This is a genomic window from Sphingopyxis sp. (assembly GCF_025869345.1).
GTDB lineage: Bacteria > Pseudomonadota > Alphaproteobacteria > Sphingomonadales > Sphingomonadaceae > Sphingopyxis.
Genome location: NZ_JAOZVW010000109.1, coordinates 18,801 through 35,226, shown reverse-complemented (window position 1 = coordinate 35,226; position 16,426 = coordinate 18,801). Strand labels below are relative to the sequence as shown.

Sequence of the window (16,426 nt, the reverse complement as noted above, 5' to 3'; positions counted from 1 at the left end):
CGCCTCGACTTCGACGATCGCCTTGTCGGCCATGCCGCTGGTCAGATAGCGGCGCGCGCGATCGAGCCGTTCGGTCGCGCGCGGCGATTGCGTGCCCGCGGGCCGCACCACGAACAATTCGCCAAGCTCGCGCTTGAGCCCTGTCCACAGGCTGCCCTTGTCGCCGTTGCGTCCGACGAGTTCGGGGGCGATCGCGTCGAGGTCGGCGCGAAGCTGTTCGAGCGTCACCGGCTCGCGCGAGGTTTCGATGATCGTCTTCACCGCATTGGGCTGATCGTCGCCAAAGCGCAGGCGAAGCTGTGCTTCGAGATAGCCGAGCGACAGCCCGCGATCGAGCGCACGGCGCACCGCAAAGGCGACGAGCAGTCCCTCGGCACGCGAAGCGTTGCCCGACGCCGATTCAGCCTGAAGCGTGATGCGCGAGAGGCGCTGCTCCAGTTCGGCGACGCGCGCCGCGAGCGCGTCGGCACCATCGACCGGCGCCACCACCACCGGCGGCGCGGCCGGCGCACTGGCCGTGCCGTCAGTCATTGCCTTGAGCACGCCGCCGGGCGCCGGCGTATCGACCACGCGGGTCGCCGGCGGCGTATCGCTGACGAGCCAGCGACTCATCGCCCAGCCGCCGCCGACAACCCCGATGATCAGCAGGACGACCGCACCGATGAAGAGCGCGCGCAACGAAAGCCTTTTCACCGGGGCTTCGCTATTGGCCAGCGGAGCCCGTTCGATGCTGTCGATTGTCATGTGTCTCTTTCGAACGACCCTGTCAGCGTCCCTTGTGGCACAAAGCGAGCGCTTCTGCCAACATCGCTGCGTCATCGGGGCGCGCGGCGACCGCCTCTCCGGCCCATCCCGAGCCGCCGCGGGCGGCGGTGGCGGCGCTGATCGCCAGCAAGGTCAAATGCTTACGATCGCTCCCGACCAGTTCGGCGATCCGCGCGGCGCCGCGCGCCGAATGCGCCATCAGCACCGCCGGCACGGCGACGAGCGCGTTCCATTCAGGCGGCGGCGGGACAGGATCGACGGCGTAGACGGGAAGCGGGGCGATCGCGATTCCCGCGGCGCCAAAGGTCGAGCGGTCGCGCCCGCACAGCCAGAGCAGCCGCGCCGCCCCCCGTGCCGCCATGGCGTCGACCAGGCCCTGCCCGTCGCCGGGCCCGGTGACGGCGACGGTCAGTCCCGCGGCGCGCGCGGCGGCGGCCGTCGCCTCGCCCACCGCCCAGACGGGCAGCGCCGCCAGCGCGGCCAGCCCCGCCCCACCGAGCCGCGCCGCCTGCGCGCTCGTCAGCAGCAGCGCGTCGAAGCCGACCGGATCGGGCGGCGACCAGGCCAGCGCGCGCGCCGCGAACAGCGGCATATGGCGGGCATCGAGGCCGGCAGCCCGCGCCCGCGCGACGGTCGCCGCGCCGCCGGGGTCGGCGCGGGTGACGACGAGCGGCAGATCGCCGGTCATGCCGTGAACAGGCGCCGCACCGCGCCCGGCGCTTCACCGAGCAGCCGGTGCGCGAGCGCTTCGGCATCGCCTTCGCCGGTCACGATCGCATGGCCCGCGATATGCTCCGCGCCGTCTTCCGAATAGATTTCGGCATCGAGCCGCAGGGTGCCATCACCCTGCCAGTACGCGTGCGCGGCGACGGGCGAGCGGCAGTCGCCGCCGAGCGCCGCGAGCAGCGCGCGTTCGGCCGTCACCGCGCGGTGCGTCGGACCATGATCGACCGCCGCCAGCAGCCCCAGCGTCGCCGCATCGTCGGCGCGCGCCTCGATCCCGATCGCGCCCTGCGACGCCGCCGGAAGCAGCAGGCCGATCGGCTGCGCCCGCCCGATAGCGTGCATCGCGAGCCGTTCGAGCCCGGCGGCGGCGAGCAGGGTCGCATCGGCATCGCCCGCAGCCAGCTTGGCGAGCCGCGTCTGGACGTTGCCGCGCAGCAGCACCGGGACGAGATCGGGGCGGATCCGCTTCACCTGCGCCGCGCGGCGCGGGCTGCTCGTCCCCAGCCGCGCGCCGTGCGGCAGGTCGGCGATCGTCGCCGCCTCCACCCCTTCGCGCAGCACCAACCGGTCGCGCGGGTCGGCGCGTTCGAGCATCGCCCCCAATGCAAAGCGCGGATCGCGAAGCGTCTCGACATCCTTCAGGCTATGCACCGCGATATCGATCGTCCCGGCATCGAGCGCGGCGTCGAGCTCGCGCGTCCATAGCGTCTTGCCCCCGACCTCGGCCAGCGCGCGGTCCTGGATGCGGTCGCCGGTCGCGGTCATCGGCACGATTTCGAGCGCTTCGGGCGCCAGATCATGCGCTTTCGTCAGCGCCGCCGCCGCCAGATGCGCCTGCGCCATCGCCAGCGGTGAGGCGCGGGTGCCGATGCGGAGCGGGTACGCGGGGGTGGGAAGCGGGATCGAGGCCATGCGCGCCTGCTAGGGCTTTGCAGGGACAAAGGGAAGACAGAGGGATTCGCGCAGAGACCGCAGAGCGCAGAGATTTTGTTCACGCGGAGACGCGGAGACGCGGAGGCGCGGAGAAGGCCGCGCCCCGCCGCGAAGCGGCCTTCCATCTCCAACGCGGCTCCGAAACGCGACGTCCTTAGACTAAGGGGTCTGGCGGCCCGTCACTCTTTCTTCTCCGCGTCTCCGCGTCTCCGCGTGAACTATCTTTCTTTCTTCTCTGCGGTCTCTGCGGCCTCTGCGCGAATCGCCATCCGACACCGCCGCTTGCCCCCCGCCCCTGCGCGCGGGTATGGGCGCATCCTATATGCCTCTCATCCTCGGCCTCGAATCGAGCTGCGACGAAACCGCGGCGGCGCTCGTCGACAGCGGACGGCGCATCCTCGCGCACCGCGTCGCGGGGCAGGAGGCCGAGCATCGGCCCTATGGCGGCGTCGTCCCCGAAATCGCCGCGCGCGCGCATGTCGACCGGCTCGCGCCGATCGTCGAGGGCGTGCTTGCCGATGCGGGCGTGTCGCTCGCCGATGTCGACGCGGTCGCAGCGACCGCGGGACCGGGGCTGATCGGCGGGGTGATGGTCGGGCTCGTCACCGGCAAGGCGCTCGCGCATGCGGCGGGCAAGCCGCTGATCGCGGTCAATCATCTCGAAGGTCATGCGCTGAGCCCGCGGCTCGCCGACCCCGATCTGCAATTCCCCTATCTGCTGCTGCTCGTCTCGGGCGGCCATTGCCAGTTGCTGCACGTCGAGGGCGTCGGCGCCTATCGCCGCCTCGCGACGACGATCGACGACGCCGCGGGCGAAGCCTTCGACAAGACCGCGAAGCTGCTCGGGCTCGGCTATCCCGGCGGCCCGGCGGTCGAGCGCGTCGCAAAGGACGGCGATCCGCGCGCGGTGCCGCTCCCGCGCCCGCTCGTCGGCAGCGCCGAGCCGCATTTCTCCTTCGCCGGGCTGAAGAGCGCCGTCGCACGCGCCGCCGCTTCGGGCGAGCATGGTACCGCCGACCTTGCCGCCTCCTTTCAGCAGGCGGTGGTCGATTGCCTCGTCGATCGCAGCCGCATCGCGCTCGCCGCCTGCCCCAATGCCACGGCGTTCGTCGTCGCGGGCGGGGTGGCCGCGAACGGCGCGATTCGCGCCGCGCTGACCGATCTCGCCGCGCGCTTCGGCAAGCCCTTCGTCGCGCCGCCCTTGTGGCTCTGCACCGACAATGGCGCGATGATCGCGTGGGCGGGCGCCGAGCGTTTCGCCGCGGGGCTGACCGACCCGCTCGACACCGCCGCGCGGCCGCGCTGGCCGCTCGACCCCGAAGCCGAGGCGGTGCGCGGCGCCGGAGTGAAAGCATGACGTCATATAGCAGTTTCGGGGTGGTCGGCGGCGGCGCCTGGGGCACCGCGCTCGCGCAACTGCTGGCCGCCGAGGGCGCGCCGGTGCGCCTCTGGGCGCGCGAGGCAGAAGTGGTCGCGGCGATCAATTCCGAACATCGCAACCCGCTTTTCCTGCCTGACGCCAGGCTGTCGCCGTCGCTCGCCGCGACCGGCGCGCTCGCGGATCTGGCGGCGTGCGACGCGCTGCTCGTCGTCGTCCCGGTGCCTTTCCTGCGCGCGGTGCTGGCCGACCTGCCCGCCGGCAACGCGCCGCTGATCTTTTGCAGCAAGGGCATGGAGGCGGGGAGCTTCGCCTTCCCGATCGACATCGCGCGCGACATCTGTCCCGGCCGGCCGCTGGCGGTGCTGTCGGGCCCGACCTTCGCACACGAAGTCGCGGCCGGGCTGCCCACCGCGATCACGCTGGCGGCCGCCGACGCCGCGACCGCCGAAGCGCTGGCGCAGGCGCTCGCCCGCCCGCATTTCCGCCCCTATGTGTCGACCGACATGATCGGCGCCGAGATCGGCGGCGCGGTCAAGAATATCCTCGCGATCGCCTGCGGCATCGTCGACGGCGCCGGACTGGGGCTCAACGCACGGGCGGCGCTGATCAGCCGCGGCTTCGCCGAAATGACGCGCTTCGGCCTGGCGCGCGGCGCTGAGGCCGAAACGCTGGCGGGACTCGCCGGGCTCGGCGACCTCGTGCTCACCTGCACCTCGTCCAACTCGCGCAATTTCGCACTGGGTCAGGGATTGGGGCGCGGCGCCGAGGCGGCGGTGCTGATGGCCGACCGCCGCACCGTCGCCGAAGGCGCGTTCAGCGCCCCGGTGATCGCCGCCGCCGCCCGCGCCGACGGAATCGAGATGCCGATCACCGACGCGGTCGCGCGGCTCGTGGCCGGCCAGATTCGCGCGGGCGAAGCCATTCAGGCTCTGCTCAGCCGCCCGCTGCGACCCGAGGGGCGATGACCCGCCTATCGCAATTGCCTGCCTCCCCCGCGCGCGCTAGACTGATCGGCGGGGAACAGCAGAAGGGGCGCGAGGCTTGAGCCAGACGGACAGCGCAGCCGCGCGCAGCCCCGCAGCCGCCGCGCCTGTAATGGCGCAGGCCGACGCCGACACCGCCGCGCTCGCCAAGGGGGGGCGCACCAATTTCCTCGGCTTCATCATGCGCCTCGTCGCGCGCCTGCCCTTTCTCTATTTTGCCGGGCGCTGGTACGGGCCCGAAGCGGTCGGGCGCTTCGCCTTCGCGGTGCTCGTCATCGAACTCGTCGCGCAGCTTGCGACCCTCGGCCTCAAGCGCGGCCTCGCCGAGCAATTGAGCGCCGAGGGGGCCGATCATCGCCATGTCGTGTGGGACGGCATGTTCGTCGCCTTCCTCGCCTCGGCGATCGGATCGGCGATCCTCCTGCTGCTGCCGCAAATCATGTTTCCGGCAGGGGACATCGACAGCACCGACCGCTGGATGGCGCTGCTCGTTTTCGCGATCGCGGGCACCGACGTCGCGCTCGCCGCCTGCGCCTATCGCTTCGACATCGGCGCGACGGTGCGCGCGCGCGCGGTCGTCGAGCCCTGGGTGATCAGCGTCGCCGCCGCCGGTTTCTGGTATGTCTCACCGCGCGACGGGCTGATGCTCTCCTATGCCGCGGCGATGGTCGGGGCGTTCCTGACGGCGCTGGTCCCGATGATCCGCCATTATGGCGGCCCCGGCGTCTGGCGGCCGCAGCCGTCCTATCTGATCATGGTCGCGCGCCGCAACGCGCCGCTCGCCGCCGCCGACGCGATCGAATGGGGGACGCGCCGCCTCGACCTCTTCATCCTCGGCCAGTTCACCTCGCCGACGATCTACGGCATCTATTATATGGCGCAGCAGGTCGCGTCGCTGCCGCAAAAGCTCAAGACCAGTTTCGAGCCGATCCTCGGCCCGGTGATCACCCGCAATCTCGCCGAAAACCGGCTGGGCGCCATCGCCGCGCAGGTCAGCCAGGTCGGCTTCTGGATCATCGCCGCGCAGGCGGGGATCGCGCTCGCGCTCGGCATTCCGGGCGAAGCGGTGATGGGGCTGGTCGGGCCGCAATTCGTCGGCGGCGCGGGCGCGCTCGCCTTCCTGCTCGCGGCCGAAGTGGTCGCGGCGACCGCGGTGGTCAGCGAAGCGGCGCTCGTCTATGTCGCGCGCCACCGCAACCTGCTCGTCAGCCTCGCGACGCTCGCGTTGCAGGCGGTGCTCAGCGTCGCGCTGATCCTCATCGCGCGGTCGATGGGGCTCGATCCGATCACCTATGCCGCGGCGGTCGCGCTGGCGCTGATGCTTGCGCTCGGTTTCGCCTCGGTGGTCAAGGCGCGGCTGCTCGCGAAGCTGCTCGGCGCGCCGGTGAACAGCCTGCGCTGGGCGCTCGTCTGGGCGACCGGAGGCGCCGCGGTGCTCGGCTGGGGGGCGACGAAGCTTCCCGAATGGGCCGAACTGCTCGTCGGCGTCCCCGTCATCCTCGGTATTTATGCTTGGCTGATCTGGACGCGCGGCTTCGGCCCCGCCGACCGCGCGCTGTTCCGCAAGCATCCGGAGGCAGCGGAAGCAACGGATTGATCGCAAGGATCGGCGACGAACGGCAGCTTCGAGGTGGGGGGTTGCTGTTCATTTCTCTCGTCATCCCGGACTTGATCCGGGATTCATTCTCTCAGCGCCGGATGAATGGATCCCGGATCAAGTCCGGGATGACGATGTAAGGTAGGTCGGCTTCCGGCCGAAAGCCGACGCCCACCCTACCCCAGCCGTTCGGCGATTTTCGCCGTGAGGTCGGTCTGGGCGCGCGGGCCGACCTGCGCGATGATCTCGCGCGCGCAGATCGCACCCATCGTCAGGCAATCGGCGATGCTGCGCCCTTGCGCCTGCCCCGACAGGAAACCGGCGGCGAACAGGTCGCCCGCGCCGGTGGTATCGACGACCTGATCGATCGGCTCGGCCGTGACCGCGGTGCGCTCGCCGTTCGTCACCGCGACCGCGCCCTTTTCGCTGCGCGTCACGACGAGCAGCGGCACGCCGGCCGCGATACTGGCCAGCGCCGCCTCGAAATCCTGGTCCTGCGCGAGTTCGAGCAGCTCCGCCTCGTTCGCGAACAGGATGTCGATCTCGCGCGCCGCGATCATGCGGCGGAAATCCTCGCCATGCGCCGCGATGACGAAGGTGTCGGACAGGGTGAAGGCGACGCGGCGGCCCGCCGCGCGCGCGAGGCCGATCGCTTCGGCCATCGCCGCGCGCGAGGCGTCGGCGTTCCACAAATAGCCTTCGAGATAGAGGATGTCGGCGTCGGCGATCAGCGCCGGGGCGAGCGATTCGCGGCCCAGATTCTGCGACGCGCCGAGGAAGGTGTTCATCGTCCGCTGTCCGTCGGGGGTGACGAAGATCAGGCAGCGCGCGGTCGGGTCGCCCTCGGCGAGCGGCGGTGTCTCAAAGGCGACACCCAGCGACGTCAGGTCGTGCGTGAACACCTGGCCGAGCTGGTCGTCGGCGACCTGGCCGATGAAGGCGCAGCGCCGGCCGAGCGCCGCCATCCCGGCGAGCGTGTTCGCCGCCGAGCCGCCCGACATCTCGACCGCCGGTCCCATCGCCGCATAGAGCCGCGCCGCCTCGTCGGCGTCGATCAGCCGCATAGAGCCCTTCGCCAGACCCTCGGCCTCGATCAGCGCGTCGTCGGCGCGGGCAATCACGTCGACGATCGCATTGCCGATCGCGACGACATCGAAACGGGCGGTGGAGGCCATGAAAATTCCTGTGCTGGATGGGAAAAGCTGCGCGCGCCTTTAGGGGGCGCGGCCCTTCAAGGCAAGCACGGCGCTTGACGCGGCGCCCGTCGGCGCGCCATCCACAGCGCATGGCCCGCGCCGTCCACGCCCTGCTGCTCGCGCTCCGCGACCTGCCGCATCCGCGCGTGCTGCGGGTGCTCGCGGCGAGCCTCGCGCTGACACTGCTGATCTTCGCCGGCGCCGGCGCTGCGATCTTCTTTGCCGCGCGCTGGGCGCTCGAACATTGGAAATGGCTCGATGGCGTCACGCTCGACATGGCGGGCGTGCTCGTCGTGCTGCTGCTGATCGCGGTGAGCTGGTTGCTGTTCCGCGCGGTCGCGATCCTCGTCGTCGGGCTGTTCGCCGACGGCATCGTCGCCGATGTCGAGGGGCGCCACTATCCCGCCGCCGCGGCGCGCGCGATGCCGGTCAGCTTTGGCAAAAGCCTGCGTCTCGGCCTCGCCTCGGTCGGGCGGCTGGTTGCGGTGAACCTGGCCGCGCTGCCGCTCTATATACCCCTGCTATTCACCGCGGTCGGCGCGCCTTTGCTTGCCTTCGTGCTCAATGCCGCGCTGCTCGGCCGCGACCTCGAGGCGATGGTGCGCGCGCGCCACCCGGATCGGCCGCCGCTCGGTCGCGCCACGCGCTGGTCGCTCGGCGCACTGTCCGCCGCAATCTTTCTGGTGCCCGTCGCCAATCTGTTGGCCCCCATCGTCGGCGCGGCTATGGCCGTCCACCTGTTGCATCTGAGGGATGGGGAAGAATGACGAGACATATCAGGCTGATCGCCGTTACGATGCTCGCCGCGACGCTCGCCGGCTGCGCGGGGGCCGCGGTGCCACGCCCGGCCCAGCCCTCCGCGCGGCCCGCCCCGCCGCCGACCGCACCGCGCATCACCCAGAACAACAGCCTGGTCGGGCATGATGCGAATGCCGCGCTGTCGCTGTTCGGCAAGCCCCGGCTCGACGTCAGGGAAGGCATGGGCCGCAAGCTGCAATTCGCCGGGTCGCCCTGCATTCTCGATATCTATTATTACGCACCGAAGCAGGGCGCCGAGCCGATCGCCACCTATGTCGACGCCCGCACCCCCGACGGGCGCGACGCCAATGTCGATAGCTGCATCACGGCGTTGCGGCGATAGCCGGCTGCATCATGACGTCAGTTCGGCGAGCGCCCAGGTCGCCGCGTCGGCGACCATCGGCGATTCGTCGCCGGTCAGTTTCTCCAGACGCTGGACGAAGCGCGGATCGCCGCTGTTTCCCGCTGCGATCGCCGCATTGCGGACCATGCGGTTGCGCCCGATGCGCTTGATCGGCGATCCCGCGAACACTTGCCGAAACCCCGCATCGTCGAGCGCGAGCAGATCGGCGAGCGACGGCGCCGCCAGTTCGGCGCGCGGCAGGAAGGCGCGGTGGCGCGCGGCGGTATCGGCGAACTTGTTCCACGGGCAGACCGCAAGGCAATCGTCGCAGCCATAGATACGATTGCCCATCGCACGGCGCAGCTCGGCCGGGATCGGCCCGTCATGCTCGATGGTGAGGTAGGAAATGCAACGCCGCGCATCGACGCGGTAGGGCGCGGGAAAGGCCTGCGTCGGGCAAGCGTCCTGGCATGCCGTGCAACTGCCGCAGCGGTCGCGCGCACCGGCCGACGGCGCGAGGTCGAGCGTCGTGTAGATCGCCCCCAGGAACAGCCAGCTGCCATGCTCACGGCTGACCATATTGCTGTGCTTGCCCTGCCAGCCGAGTCCGGCGGCGGCGGCGAGCGGCTTTTCCATCACCGGCGCGGTGTCGACGAACACCTTGACCTCGGCCCCCGGCGCCTCGGCGACGAGCCAGCGTGCGACCGCCTTCAGCGCCCGCTTGACGACGTCATGATAGTCGGCGCCCTGCGCATAGACCGAAATGCGGCCGCGGTCGGGAGCGCCCGCTAGCGCGAGCGGGTCCTGCGCGGGCGCATAGCTCATGCCCAGCGCGATCACCGAGCGGACGTCGGGCCACAGCCCCTGCGGCGACCCGCGCTGCCCGGCGCGGCTTTCCATCCAGATCATGCCGCCATGGCAACCCTCGGCGAGCCACTGGTTCAGTCGCGCCGCGGTTTCGGGCGCCGCGTCGGCGCGCGCGATCCCGAACGCCGCAAAGCCATGCTCGCGCGCGACGGCTTCCAATCGCTCCTCCAGCGCAGGCAAGGCTTCGGCAACCATTGGCGCTCTATACGCGACCGTCGCCTTCGTGCCATAGTCCGGTGAAATCGTATGTCAGGGACCAGCATTTGACCGAGTTCAGCGTCGAGGCGACCGGCCTCACCAAATATTTCGACAGCTTCAAGGCAGTCGACCATGTGTCGCTGCAGGTTCCCGCAGGATGCATTTACGGTGTGCTCGGCCCCAATGGCGCGGGCAAGACGACCAGCCTGCGGATGATGCTGGGCATCGTCGACCCCGACGAGGGGACGAGCCGGCTGCTCGGCGGTCACCGCCCGCAGGCGGCGCGTCATCGCATTGGTTATCTCCCCGAGGAGCGCGGGCTTTATCCCGGCATGAAAGCGCGCGAGGCGATCGCCTTCATGGGCGCGCTGCGCGGGCTCGACTGGTCCGAAGGGCGGCGGCGTGCCGCGACCTTCATGAGCGAACTCGGGCTCGAACGCGTGATCGACGAGAAAATCCGCAAGATGTCCAAGGGCATGGCGCAGATGGTCCAGCTCATCGGGTCGATCGTCCATAGCCCCGACCTGATCGTCCTCGACGAGCCTTTCTCGGGGCTCGACCCGGTCAACCAGGAGCGGCTCGAAACGCTCGTGAAGCGCGAACAGGGGCGCGGTGCGACGATCCTTTTTTCGACCCACGTCATGGCCCATGCCGAGCGCCTCTGCGACCGGCTGGCGATCATCGCGCGCTCCGCCCGCCGCTTCGAGGGGACAGTCGACGAAGCGCGCGCGCTGCTGCCGATGCAGGTGCGCTATACGCCGCGTGACGGCAGCGACGCGGTCGCCGCGCTGCTCCCCGCGGGTGCGGCGCGCAAGGGCGAGGCCTGGCATTTCGCGATCGAGGACAGCGCGGTCGAGCCTTTGCTCGCGCGCATCACCGCCGGCGGCCACGGCGTCGCGGGCCTGTCGATCGCGCGCCCGGCGCTGCACGACGCCTTCGTCCACATCGTGCGCCAGGTCGATGCCGGTTTCGACGGCGACCCCGAAGAGGACGCGATCGAGGAGGACGCGGCATGACTCCCTTCCTTCGCAATCTGCTCGTCATCGCGCGCCGCGACTTTCTCGCGATCGTCGCGACACCGACCTTTCTGCTCTTCCTGCTCGCGCCTTTGTTCATGGTCGGCATGGGATTGGTGGGGGGCATGGGGGCCTCGCAGCTCGCCGATAGTGCGCGCGGCGCGGGCCGCATCGTCGCCATCGCCGATGCGGCCGACATCGAGGCGCTGCGCGCCGCCGACAAAAGCCTGCGCGCCGCGATGCCGCGCGAGCCGGCGACGCTCGAAATCCGCCTCGCGAGCGCGTCGCTCGATCCGGTCGCGGTGGCGCGCGAGAAAGGCAGCGACACCTATGCGGTGATGAGCGGTCCGCTGACCGCGCCGCGCATCGTCGAGCGCGAAGCGAACAGCAGTTCGGGCCGTTATCTCGCGCTGATCGCCGGCGAAGTGGTGCGCGGCCGGGTCGCCGGTGCGCCGCCGCCGATCGCACCGCATTTCGAGGCGCTCACCCATGGCGGGACGAGCATCGCGGCGCAGCAATCGCTGGGGTTCGGCGCGGTGTTCGTCATCTTTCTCGTCACCCTGCTGCTCGCGGGGCAGACGGTAAGTTCGCTCGCCGAGGAAAAGGGCAACAAGGTGATCGAGATTCTGGCCGCCGCGGTGCCGCTCGAAAGCGTGTTTCTCGGCAAGCTGCTCGGCTTCCTCGGCGTCGCGATATTGTTCATCGTCTTCTGGCTCGTCGTCGCGATCGCCGGCGGCTTCGTCGCGGCGACGCAACTGGACCCCGCCGCCATCGCCGCCGCGGGCAAACCCGCCGCCGCGCTTGCGGTCGCCCCGGCGAGCGGCTGGCCGTTCTTCATCGGGGTCGGCTTTGCCTATTTCGTCATGGCGTTCCTGCTTTTGGGCGCGGTGTTCCTAGGCGTCGGCGCGCAGGCGGGCACGGTGCGCGAGATTCAGATGCTCAGCCTGCCGATCACCATCTTTCAGGTCGGCATGTTCAGCCTCTCCGCGGCGGCCGCCAGCGCACCCGAATCGGGCCTCGCCAAATTCGCGCAGATATTCCCCTTCTCCTCGCCCTTCGCGATGGCGGCACGCGCCGCGACCGACGAAGGCCATGGCATCCACCTGCTCGCGCTCGGCTGGCAGGCGATCTGGGTCGCGCTGGTGGTCTATCTGTCGGTCCGCCTCTTCCGCGCCGGCGTGCTGAGCGGCGGCAGCGGCTGGAAATTCTGGAAGCGGAAGCAGGCCTGAAGGCGGAGGCGGCAGGTTTCGACCGATTGAGGACAAGATATCCTCCCCGGCACGGGGAGGGGGACCATGCGAAGCATGGTGGAGGGGCACCCTCGGTTTACGCTTCGATCCAGAAAAGGCGCGCCATGACGCACCTGCCCCTCCACCACCTTCGGTGGTCCCCCTCCCCGTGCCGGGGAGGAGCGGCTACGTCCGCTCACCACTCCAAAGCCAAGGTTCAGCGATCATTGACAAAGCTGTAAATAGTGGCATTCTGCAACGGAATCGGCCGCGAAAGACGGCCCCGAGAGGAGTGCTCCATGGCTACCGTGATTCGCCAAGACCCCGACATCATCAATCCCCTCGACATCAGCCGCGCCGAACTATGGCGCGAGGATCGCTGGCAGGAACCGATGCGGCAGCTCCGCGCCGAATCGCCGATCCATTATTGCGAGGATTCCAAATTCGGCCCCTATTGGTCGGTGACGACCTATAAGCCCATCCAGCATATCGAGGCGCTGCCCAAGATTTTCTCGTCGAGCTGGGAATATGGCGGCATCACCGTCGCCGGCGACGGGATCGATCATCTGCAGGAAGGCGATGTGCCGATGCCGATGTTCATCGCGATGGACCCGCCGCAGCATACCGCACAGCGCCGCACCGTCGCCCCCGCCTTTGGCCCCTCCGAAACCGAGCGGATGCGCGCCGACACCCAGGCGCGCACCGCGGCGCTGATCGACACGCTGCCGGTCGGCAAGCCGTTCGACTGGGTCGAGAAAGTATCGATCGAACTGACCACCGACATGCTCGCGATCCTGTTCGATTTCCCGTGGGAGGACCGCCACAATCTGACCCGCTGGTCCGACGCGCTGGGCGACATCGAAAATTTCGGCACCGTCGAGCAGCGCCAGGCGCGGCTTGCCACGGCGTTCGAAATGGGCGCCGCCTTCAAGCAATTGTGGGACCGCAAGGCGCAGAATCCCGGCACCCACGACCTGATCTCGATCATGCTCCAGTCCGACGCGATGAAGCATATGAGCGAGAATGAGTTCATGGGGAACCTCATCCTGCTGATCGTCGGCGGCAACGACACGACGCGCAATTCGATGTCGGCCTATGCCTATGGCCTCCATTGCTTTCCCGAGGAGCGCGCGAAGCTCGAGGCGAATCACGATCCCGACCTCGCGGTCAATGCGATGCACGAGATTCTTCGCTGGCAGACCCCGCTCGCGCATATGCGGCGCACTGCGACCGAGGATACCGAACTGTTCGGCCACCAGATCAGGAAGCGCGACAAGCTCGCGCTCTGGTATGCCTCGGCGAACCGCGACGAAAGCGTCTTTCCCGATGGCGACCGCATCATCGTCGACCGCGAAAACGCCCGCCGTCACCTCGCCTTCGGCTATGGCATCCACCGCTGCGTCGGCGCGCGCGTCGCCGAACTGCAGCTCACGACGCTGATCTCCGAAATGCAGAAGCGCCGCCTGCGCGTCAATGTGCTGGCCGAGCCCGAGCGCGTCAACGCCTGCTTCGTCCACGGCTATCGCCACATGCAGGTCGAGCTGGAACAATATTGACGCGATATTGACTTGGGGCCGTAACCGGGCGCAGATTCGGCCCGAATAAGGGGCATGAGGACGCCCGATATGATCGAACGCCGTTACCTGTTGTCCGGTCTCGCGCTCGGCGGCGCGATGATCGCCGCGCCGATGCTGTTCGCCAAGCCCGGCAAGCGCCCGCTCGCCGAGCCCGGCTGGCGCTTGTCCGACGCCGAATGGCAAAAGCGGCTGACCCCGATGCAATATAAGGTGCTGCGCCAGGCCGCGACCGAGCGCGCGTTCACCAACCCCCTCAATAACGAGCATCGCGCCGGGATTTTCGCCTGCGCGGGCTGCGCGCTACCGCTCTATTCGAGCAGGACCAAGTTCGAGAGCGGCACCGGCTGGCCGAGCTTCTGGGCGCCGTTGAAGGGCGCGGTCGCAACCGCGACCGACCATGAGATCGGCGTCGCGCGCACCGAAGTTCATTGCCGCCGCTGCGGCGGACATCTCGGCCATGTCTTCGACGACGGGCCGAAACCGACCGGCAAGCGTTATTGCATGAACGGCACGGCGCTGCGCTTCACCCCCGCCTGATCAACCCGCCGGCTTGACCCGCCACATCGCGAGGCCGCTGTCGCCGGGCAAGGCCACGCGTTCGAGCCAGCCGGGCGGCGTTCCGGCATAGAGGCGCGCCGCGAGCGATGCCTTGCTCACGCGGCGATATCGCGCAAAATCATTGGCGGCGGGGCAATAGACGATCAGCGTCGCCTTCTGCTTGCGCACCAGCGCCTCGGCCTTCGCCGGATCGCCGATGAAGATGCGCAGCGTATCGGCCATCGCCTCGCGATTGCGGTGATGCGGCGTCGCGACCACCGAATGATGCGTCCAGAAGATCAGCGGCGCGCCGAGGTCGATCGGAGTCAGCAGCACCGCCGGCGGCAGGCGGTCGAGCGCAGCAATGGCGGCGGGGTCGGTGCAAGTTCGCTCCGCAAAGCTTTTTTCCGGTCTTTCCTGTTCGGCCTTGATCGCGGGAAAGACGAGACCGGCGATCACCGCCACCGCGACGCTGCCCGGCAGCGGCAACGTGAGCGCCGCCGCTACCGACGCGGCAACGCGCGGCAACAAGCCAGCGATCGAACGCGCACGCGTCCAGATGCGCAGCCCCAGCCAGGCGCAGCCCGGCAGCGCAAAAAGCTGCGCGGTGCCTGAGGCACGCAGGACAAGCAAAGACAATAGCGCCGCGCCCAGCAGCGCGACGATCACGGTCGCCCAGTTCCGCCGGTCGTCGGCGCGCTCGCTGGCGCGCCATGCGAGCCATGACCCGGCGAGGCCGACGATCGACGGAATGATGACGAACAGCATGGTGTTCACGGGCGAGGCCCACACCGGCTGGCCCTCGAGGACGTTGCGATACCAATATTGGACGACGATCGGGTCGAGCGTCGCGAACGGCCCCGCGGCGCACAGCGGCTCGACCGCCACCAGCGTTCCGGCGGCGAGCACGCCCGCGCCGCCGAGCGCGGCGAAGCGCAGCCAGCGCCGCGCCGGATCGGCCCGGCCGATCGCGAAAACCGCAGCGGCGGCGATGGCAAGGGCGGCGATATAGGGCGCCGACAGCGAATCGCACCAATGGCCCGCAAGCCCGACTGGGCCGCGCGTCAGAAACTGAAGGAAAGCCGCGCCCCCCGCGAGCCCGCCCATATAGCCCGCGAGCCGCGCCCGGTCGTCGGCGCGCGCGTGCAGCGCCCAGCGCAGCGCGACGATCGCCGCGAACAGCGCGGCGATCGGCAGCCCCTCGATCGAGATGGCAAGCAGCGCCGCGGCGCTCAGCCCCGCGATCAGCCCCGCGCGGCCGCTCGCGGGCCGGAGCGCCTGTCCCATGATCAGCATCGCGAGAAAAATCTGCCAGCCGTGATGATCGACCCGAAGCGGGCGAAACTGGATCACGATGAAGACGGCCGCGACGAGATAGAGCGGCACGACATAGGCGATCCGGGGGTCCGACAAATGCCGATAGCTGCGCACGCAGGCGACGCTGAGCGCCGCGCCGAGCAGCGGTGGCCACAGCGTCATCACCACCTGCTCGGCCAACGCCTGGCCGAGCAGCGGCTTCAAAAGCAGGATTCCGAACGCCAGCGGCGCATCGACGATGCGCGACCAGTGCATCAGCACGCCGCCGCCCGCCGGGTTGACGCGATATTGGGTGAGATCCCACCAGCCCTGCCCGGCGAGCAGGTCGCGGACCTGCGCCATCCGCATCGCATCGTCGGTGTCGCTGAGTTCGAGCGTCGCGATCGCGTGCCAGCGCGCGACGATCGCGATCAGGCTCATCGCCGCCCAGACGATCAGCGCGATGCGGACCGGCGTCAGCCAGGCGCCGAAGCCATGGTCCGCCGCCTTGGATGCGGGCGGCGCCGCGACGGTCATGCCACGGCGGCCCGGAAAACGATGTGGCGGCGCAGCAGATAGGTGGCCTGGAAACTGACGACGATCGCCGCCAGCTTCGCCAGCCGCGGATCGAGCCCGAGCGCCGTGCCGGTGCCGACGATCGCGGTCGTGAGCGCCAGCCCGATCAGCGCCGATCCGATGAACAGCAATTTCTGCCGATGCCGTTCGCCGGTGCCGCGCGCCGCGGTGCCATCGGCAAAGACGAGCCGGCTCGAAACGAGCCAATGGACAAGAATACCGGCGCAATAGCCGATCGCTGACGCGACCATCGGCGTCAGCCCGGCGCCCATCAGCAACAGGAACAGCCCGGCGTCGCTGCCGAGCGCGAGGCCGCTGGCGAGCAGATAATTCAGCCAGCGCGCCTCGCCGCGGCGGACGAGCCCGATCAGGCGGACGACAGGGTTCCGCATCGCATCAGCGCCCCCG

Annotated in this window: 16 protein-coding genes; 9 read left to right on the top strand and 7 right to left on the bottom strand. The window is 69.6% G+C overall.

Features of this window, described 5'->3' with window-relative positions; translation table 11 throughout:
* The 3 genes from OJI97_RS11405 to hemC all read right to left on the bottom strand — a co-directional run.
* Window positions 1-744 (bottom strand): hypothetical protein (locus tag OJI97_RS11405; protein ID WP_297663560.1); only part of this gene is annotated, 744 nt, incomplete at its 3' end.
* Window positions 745-766: 22 nt separating this feature from the next.
* Window positions 767-1,453 (bottom strand): uroporphyrinogen-III synthase, encoded by a 687-nt coding sequence (locus OJI97_RS11400; protein ID WP_297663558.1) that lies wholly within the window; start codon window positions 1,451-1,453, stop codon window positions 767-769.
* Entirely contained in the window at window positions 1,450-2,403 is a 954-nt protein-coding gene (gene hemC / locus OJI97_RS11395) for a hydroxymethylbilane synthase (protein ID WP_297663557.1), read from the bottom strand. Before hemC ends, OJI97_RS11400 begins: the two co-directional genes overlap by 4 nt.
* 343 nt (window positions 2,404-2,746) lie before the next feature.
* On the opposite strand from hemC, the gene tsaD reads away from it, so the two are divergent.
* The 3 genes from tsaD to OJI97_RS11380 all read left to right on the top strand — a co-directional run bounded on the left by tsaD (window position 2,747) and on the right by OJI97_RS11380 (window position 6,385).
* A complete protein-coding gene (gene tsaD / locus OJI97_RS11390) occupies window positions 2,747-3,781 on the top strand; it encodes a tRNA (adenosine(37)-N6)-threonylcarbamoyltransferase complex transferase subunit TsaD (protein WP_297663556.1) in 1,035 nt (344 codons plus the stop codon).
* Window positions 3,778-4,770, top strand: coding sequence for an NAD(P)H-dependent glycerol-3-phosphate dehydrogenase (locus OJI97_RS11385; RefSeq protein WP_297663555.1), 993 nt, complete (start codon window positions 3,778-3,780; stop codon window positions 4,768-4,770). Before tsaD ends, OJI97_RS11385 begins: the two co-directional genes overlap by 4 nt.
* A gap of 130 nt (window positions 4,771-4,900) precedes the next feature.
* A complete protein-coding gene (locus tag OJI97_RS11380; protein WP_297663567.1) occupies window positions 4,901-6,385 on the top strand; it encodes a lipopolysaccharide biosynthesis protein in 1,485 nt (494 codons plus the stop codon).
* Between the two features lie 176 nt (window positions 6,386-6,561).
* Here the strand turns inward: OJI97_RS11380 and OJI97_RS11375 are convergent, their stop codons facing one another.
* The gene (locus tag OJI97_RS11375; protein WP_297663554.1) at window positions 6,562-7,560 is read right to left on the bottom strand and encodes an adenosine kinase; all 999 of its coding nucleotides are present in this window, start codon (window positions 7,558-7,560) and stop codon (window positions 6,562-6,564) included.
* A gap of 110 nt (window positions 7,561-7,670) precedes the next feature.
* Between OJI97_RS11375 and OJI97_RS11370 the strand changes: the two genes are divergently transcribed.
* Complete coding sequence (locus tag OJI97_RS11370; RefSeq protein WP_297663553.1) at window positions 7,671-8,348, top strand: EI24 domain-containing protein; 678 nt, start codon at window positions 7,671-7,673, stop codon at window positions 8,346-8,348.
* Window positions 8,345-8,722, top strand: coding sequence for a hypothetical protein (locus OJI97_RS11365; RefSeq protein WP_297663552.1), 378 nt, complete (start codon window positions 8,345-8,347; stop codon window positions 8,720-8,722). The genes OJI97_RS11370 and OJI97_RS11365 overlap by 4 nt, the downstream gene beginning before the upstream one ends.
* Window positions 8,723-8,731: 9 nt before the next feature.
* On the opposite strand, the gene queG is transcribed toward OJI97_RS11365, so the two are convergent.
* Window positions 8,732-9,784 carry a tRNA epoxyqueuosine(34) reductase QueG gene (gene queG / locus OJI97_RS11360; protein ID WP_297663550.1) on the bottom strand — a complete coding sequence of 351 codons (1,053 nt, stop codon included), beginning with the start codon at window positions 9,782-9,784 and terminating at the stop codon, window positions 8,732-8,734.
* Between the two features lie 68 nt (window positions 9,785-9,852).
* Here queG and OJI97_RS11355 point away from each other — a divergent pair, with 68 nt between their 5' ends.
* The 4 genes from OJI97_RS11355 (at window position 9,853) to msrB (ending at window position 14,146) form a co-directional block, all read left to right on the top strand.
* On the top strand, window positions 9,853-10,803 hold the full coding sequence (locus OJI97_RS11355; RefSeq protein WP_297663549.1) for an ABC transporter ATP-binding protein: 951 nt from the start codon (window positions 9,853-9,855) through the stop codon (window positions 10,801-10,803).
* Window positions 10,800-12,032, top strand: coding sequence for an ABC transporter permease (locus OJI97_RS11350; protein WP_297663548.1), 1,233 nt, complete (start codon window positions 10,800-10,802; stop codon window positions 12,030-12,032). Before OJI97_RS11355 ends, OJI97_RS11350 begins: the two co-directional genes overlap by 4 nt.
* A 299-nt stretch (window positions 12,033-12,331) precedes the next feature.
* Window positions 12,332-13,588, top strand: a complete 1,257-nt coding sequence (locus OJI97_RS11345) for a cytochrome P450 (RefSeq protein ID WP_297663547.1) — start codon at window positions 12,332-12,334, stop codon at window positions 13,586-13,588.
* A 69-nt stretch (window positions 13,589-13,657) separates the two neighbouring features.
* On the top strand, window positions 13,658-14,146 hold the full coding sequence (msrB, locus tag OJI97_RS11340) for a peptide-methionine (R)-S-oxide reductase MsrB (protein ID WP_297663545.1): 489 nt from the start codon (window positions 13,658-13,660) through the stop codon (window positions 14,144-14,146).
* On the opposite strand, the gene OJI97_RS11335 is transcribed toward msrB, so the two are convergent.
* Complete coding sequence (locus tag OJI97_RS11335; RefSeq protein WP_297663544.1) at window positions 14,147-15,979, bottom strand: hypothetical protein; 1,833 nt, start codon at window positions 15,977-15,979, stop codon at window positions 14,147-14,149.
* Window positions 15,976-16,410 carry a GtrA family protein gene (locus OJI97_RS11330; protein WP_297663542.1) on the bottom strand — a complete coding sequence of 145 codons (435 nt, stop codon included), beginning with the start codon at window positions 16,408-16,410 and terminating at the stop codon, window positions 15,976-15,978. Before OJI97_RS11330 ends, OJI97_RS11335 begins: the two co-directional genes overlap by 4 nt.
* Window positions 16,411-16,426 lie beyond the last annotated feature (16 nt).

Excerpts from the sequence above, each read along its gene's own strand:
- OJI97_RS11350 (WP_297663548.1), top strand. The coding sequence starts at position 10,800 with ATGACTCCCTTCCTTCGCAATCTGCTCGTCATCGCGCGCCGCGACTTT.
- msrB (WP_297663545.1), top strand. The coding sequence starts at position 13,658 with ATGATCGAACGCCGTTACCTGTTGTCCGGTCTCGCGCTCGGCGGCGCG.
- OJI97_RS11370 (WP_297663553.1), top strand. The coding sequence starts at position 7,671 with ATGGCCCGCGCCGTCCACGCCCTGCTGCTCGCGCTCCGCGACCTGCCG.
- OJI97_RS11375 (WP_297663554.1), bottom strand. The coding sequence starts at position 7,560 with ATGGCCTCCACCGCCCGTTTCGATGTCGTCGCGATCGGCAATGCGATC.
- OJI97_RS11345 (WP_297663547.1), top strand. The coding sequence starts at position 12,332 with ATGGCTACCGTGATTCGCCAAGACCCCGACATCATCAATCCCCTCGAC.
- OJI97_RS11365 (WP_297663552.1), top strand. The coding sequence starts at position 8,345 with ATGACGAGACATATCAGGCTGATCGCCGTTACGATGCTCGCCGCGACG.
- queG (WP_297663550.1), bottom strand. The coding sequence starts at position 9,784 with ATGGTTGCCGAAGCCTTGCCTGCGCTGGAGGAGCGATTGGAAGCCGTC.
- OJI97_RS11385 (WP_297663555.1), top strand. The coding sequence starts at position 3,778 with ATGACGTCATATAGCAGTTTCGGGGTGGTCGGCGGCGGCGCCTGGGGC.
- OJI97_RS11335 (WP_297663544.1), bottom strand. The coding sequence starts at position 15,979 with ATGACCGTCGCGGCGCCGCCCGCATCCAAGGCGGCGGACCATGGCTTC.
- OJI97_RS11330 (WP_297663542.1), bottom strand. The coding sequence starts at position 16,410 with ATGCGGAACCCTGTCGTCCGCCTGATCGGGCTCGTCCGCCGCGGCGAG.
- tsaD (WP_297663556.1), top strand. The coding sequence starts at position 2,747 with ATGCCTCTCATCCTCGGCCTCGAATCGAGCTGCGACGAAACCGCGGCG.
- hemC (WP_297663557.1), bottom strand. The coding sequence starts at position 2,403 with ATGGCCTCGATCCCGCTTCCCACCCCCGCGTACCCGCTCCGCATCGGC.
- OJI97_RS11400 (WP_297663558.1), bottom strand. The coding sequence starts at position 1,453 with ATGACCGGCGATCTGCCGCTCGTCGTCACCCGCGCCGACCCCGGCGGC.
- OJI97_RS11380 (WP_297663567.1), top strand. The coding sequence starts at position 4,901 with ATGGCGCAGGCCGACGCCGACACCGCCGCGCTCGCCAAGGGGGGGCGC.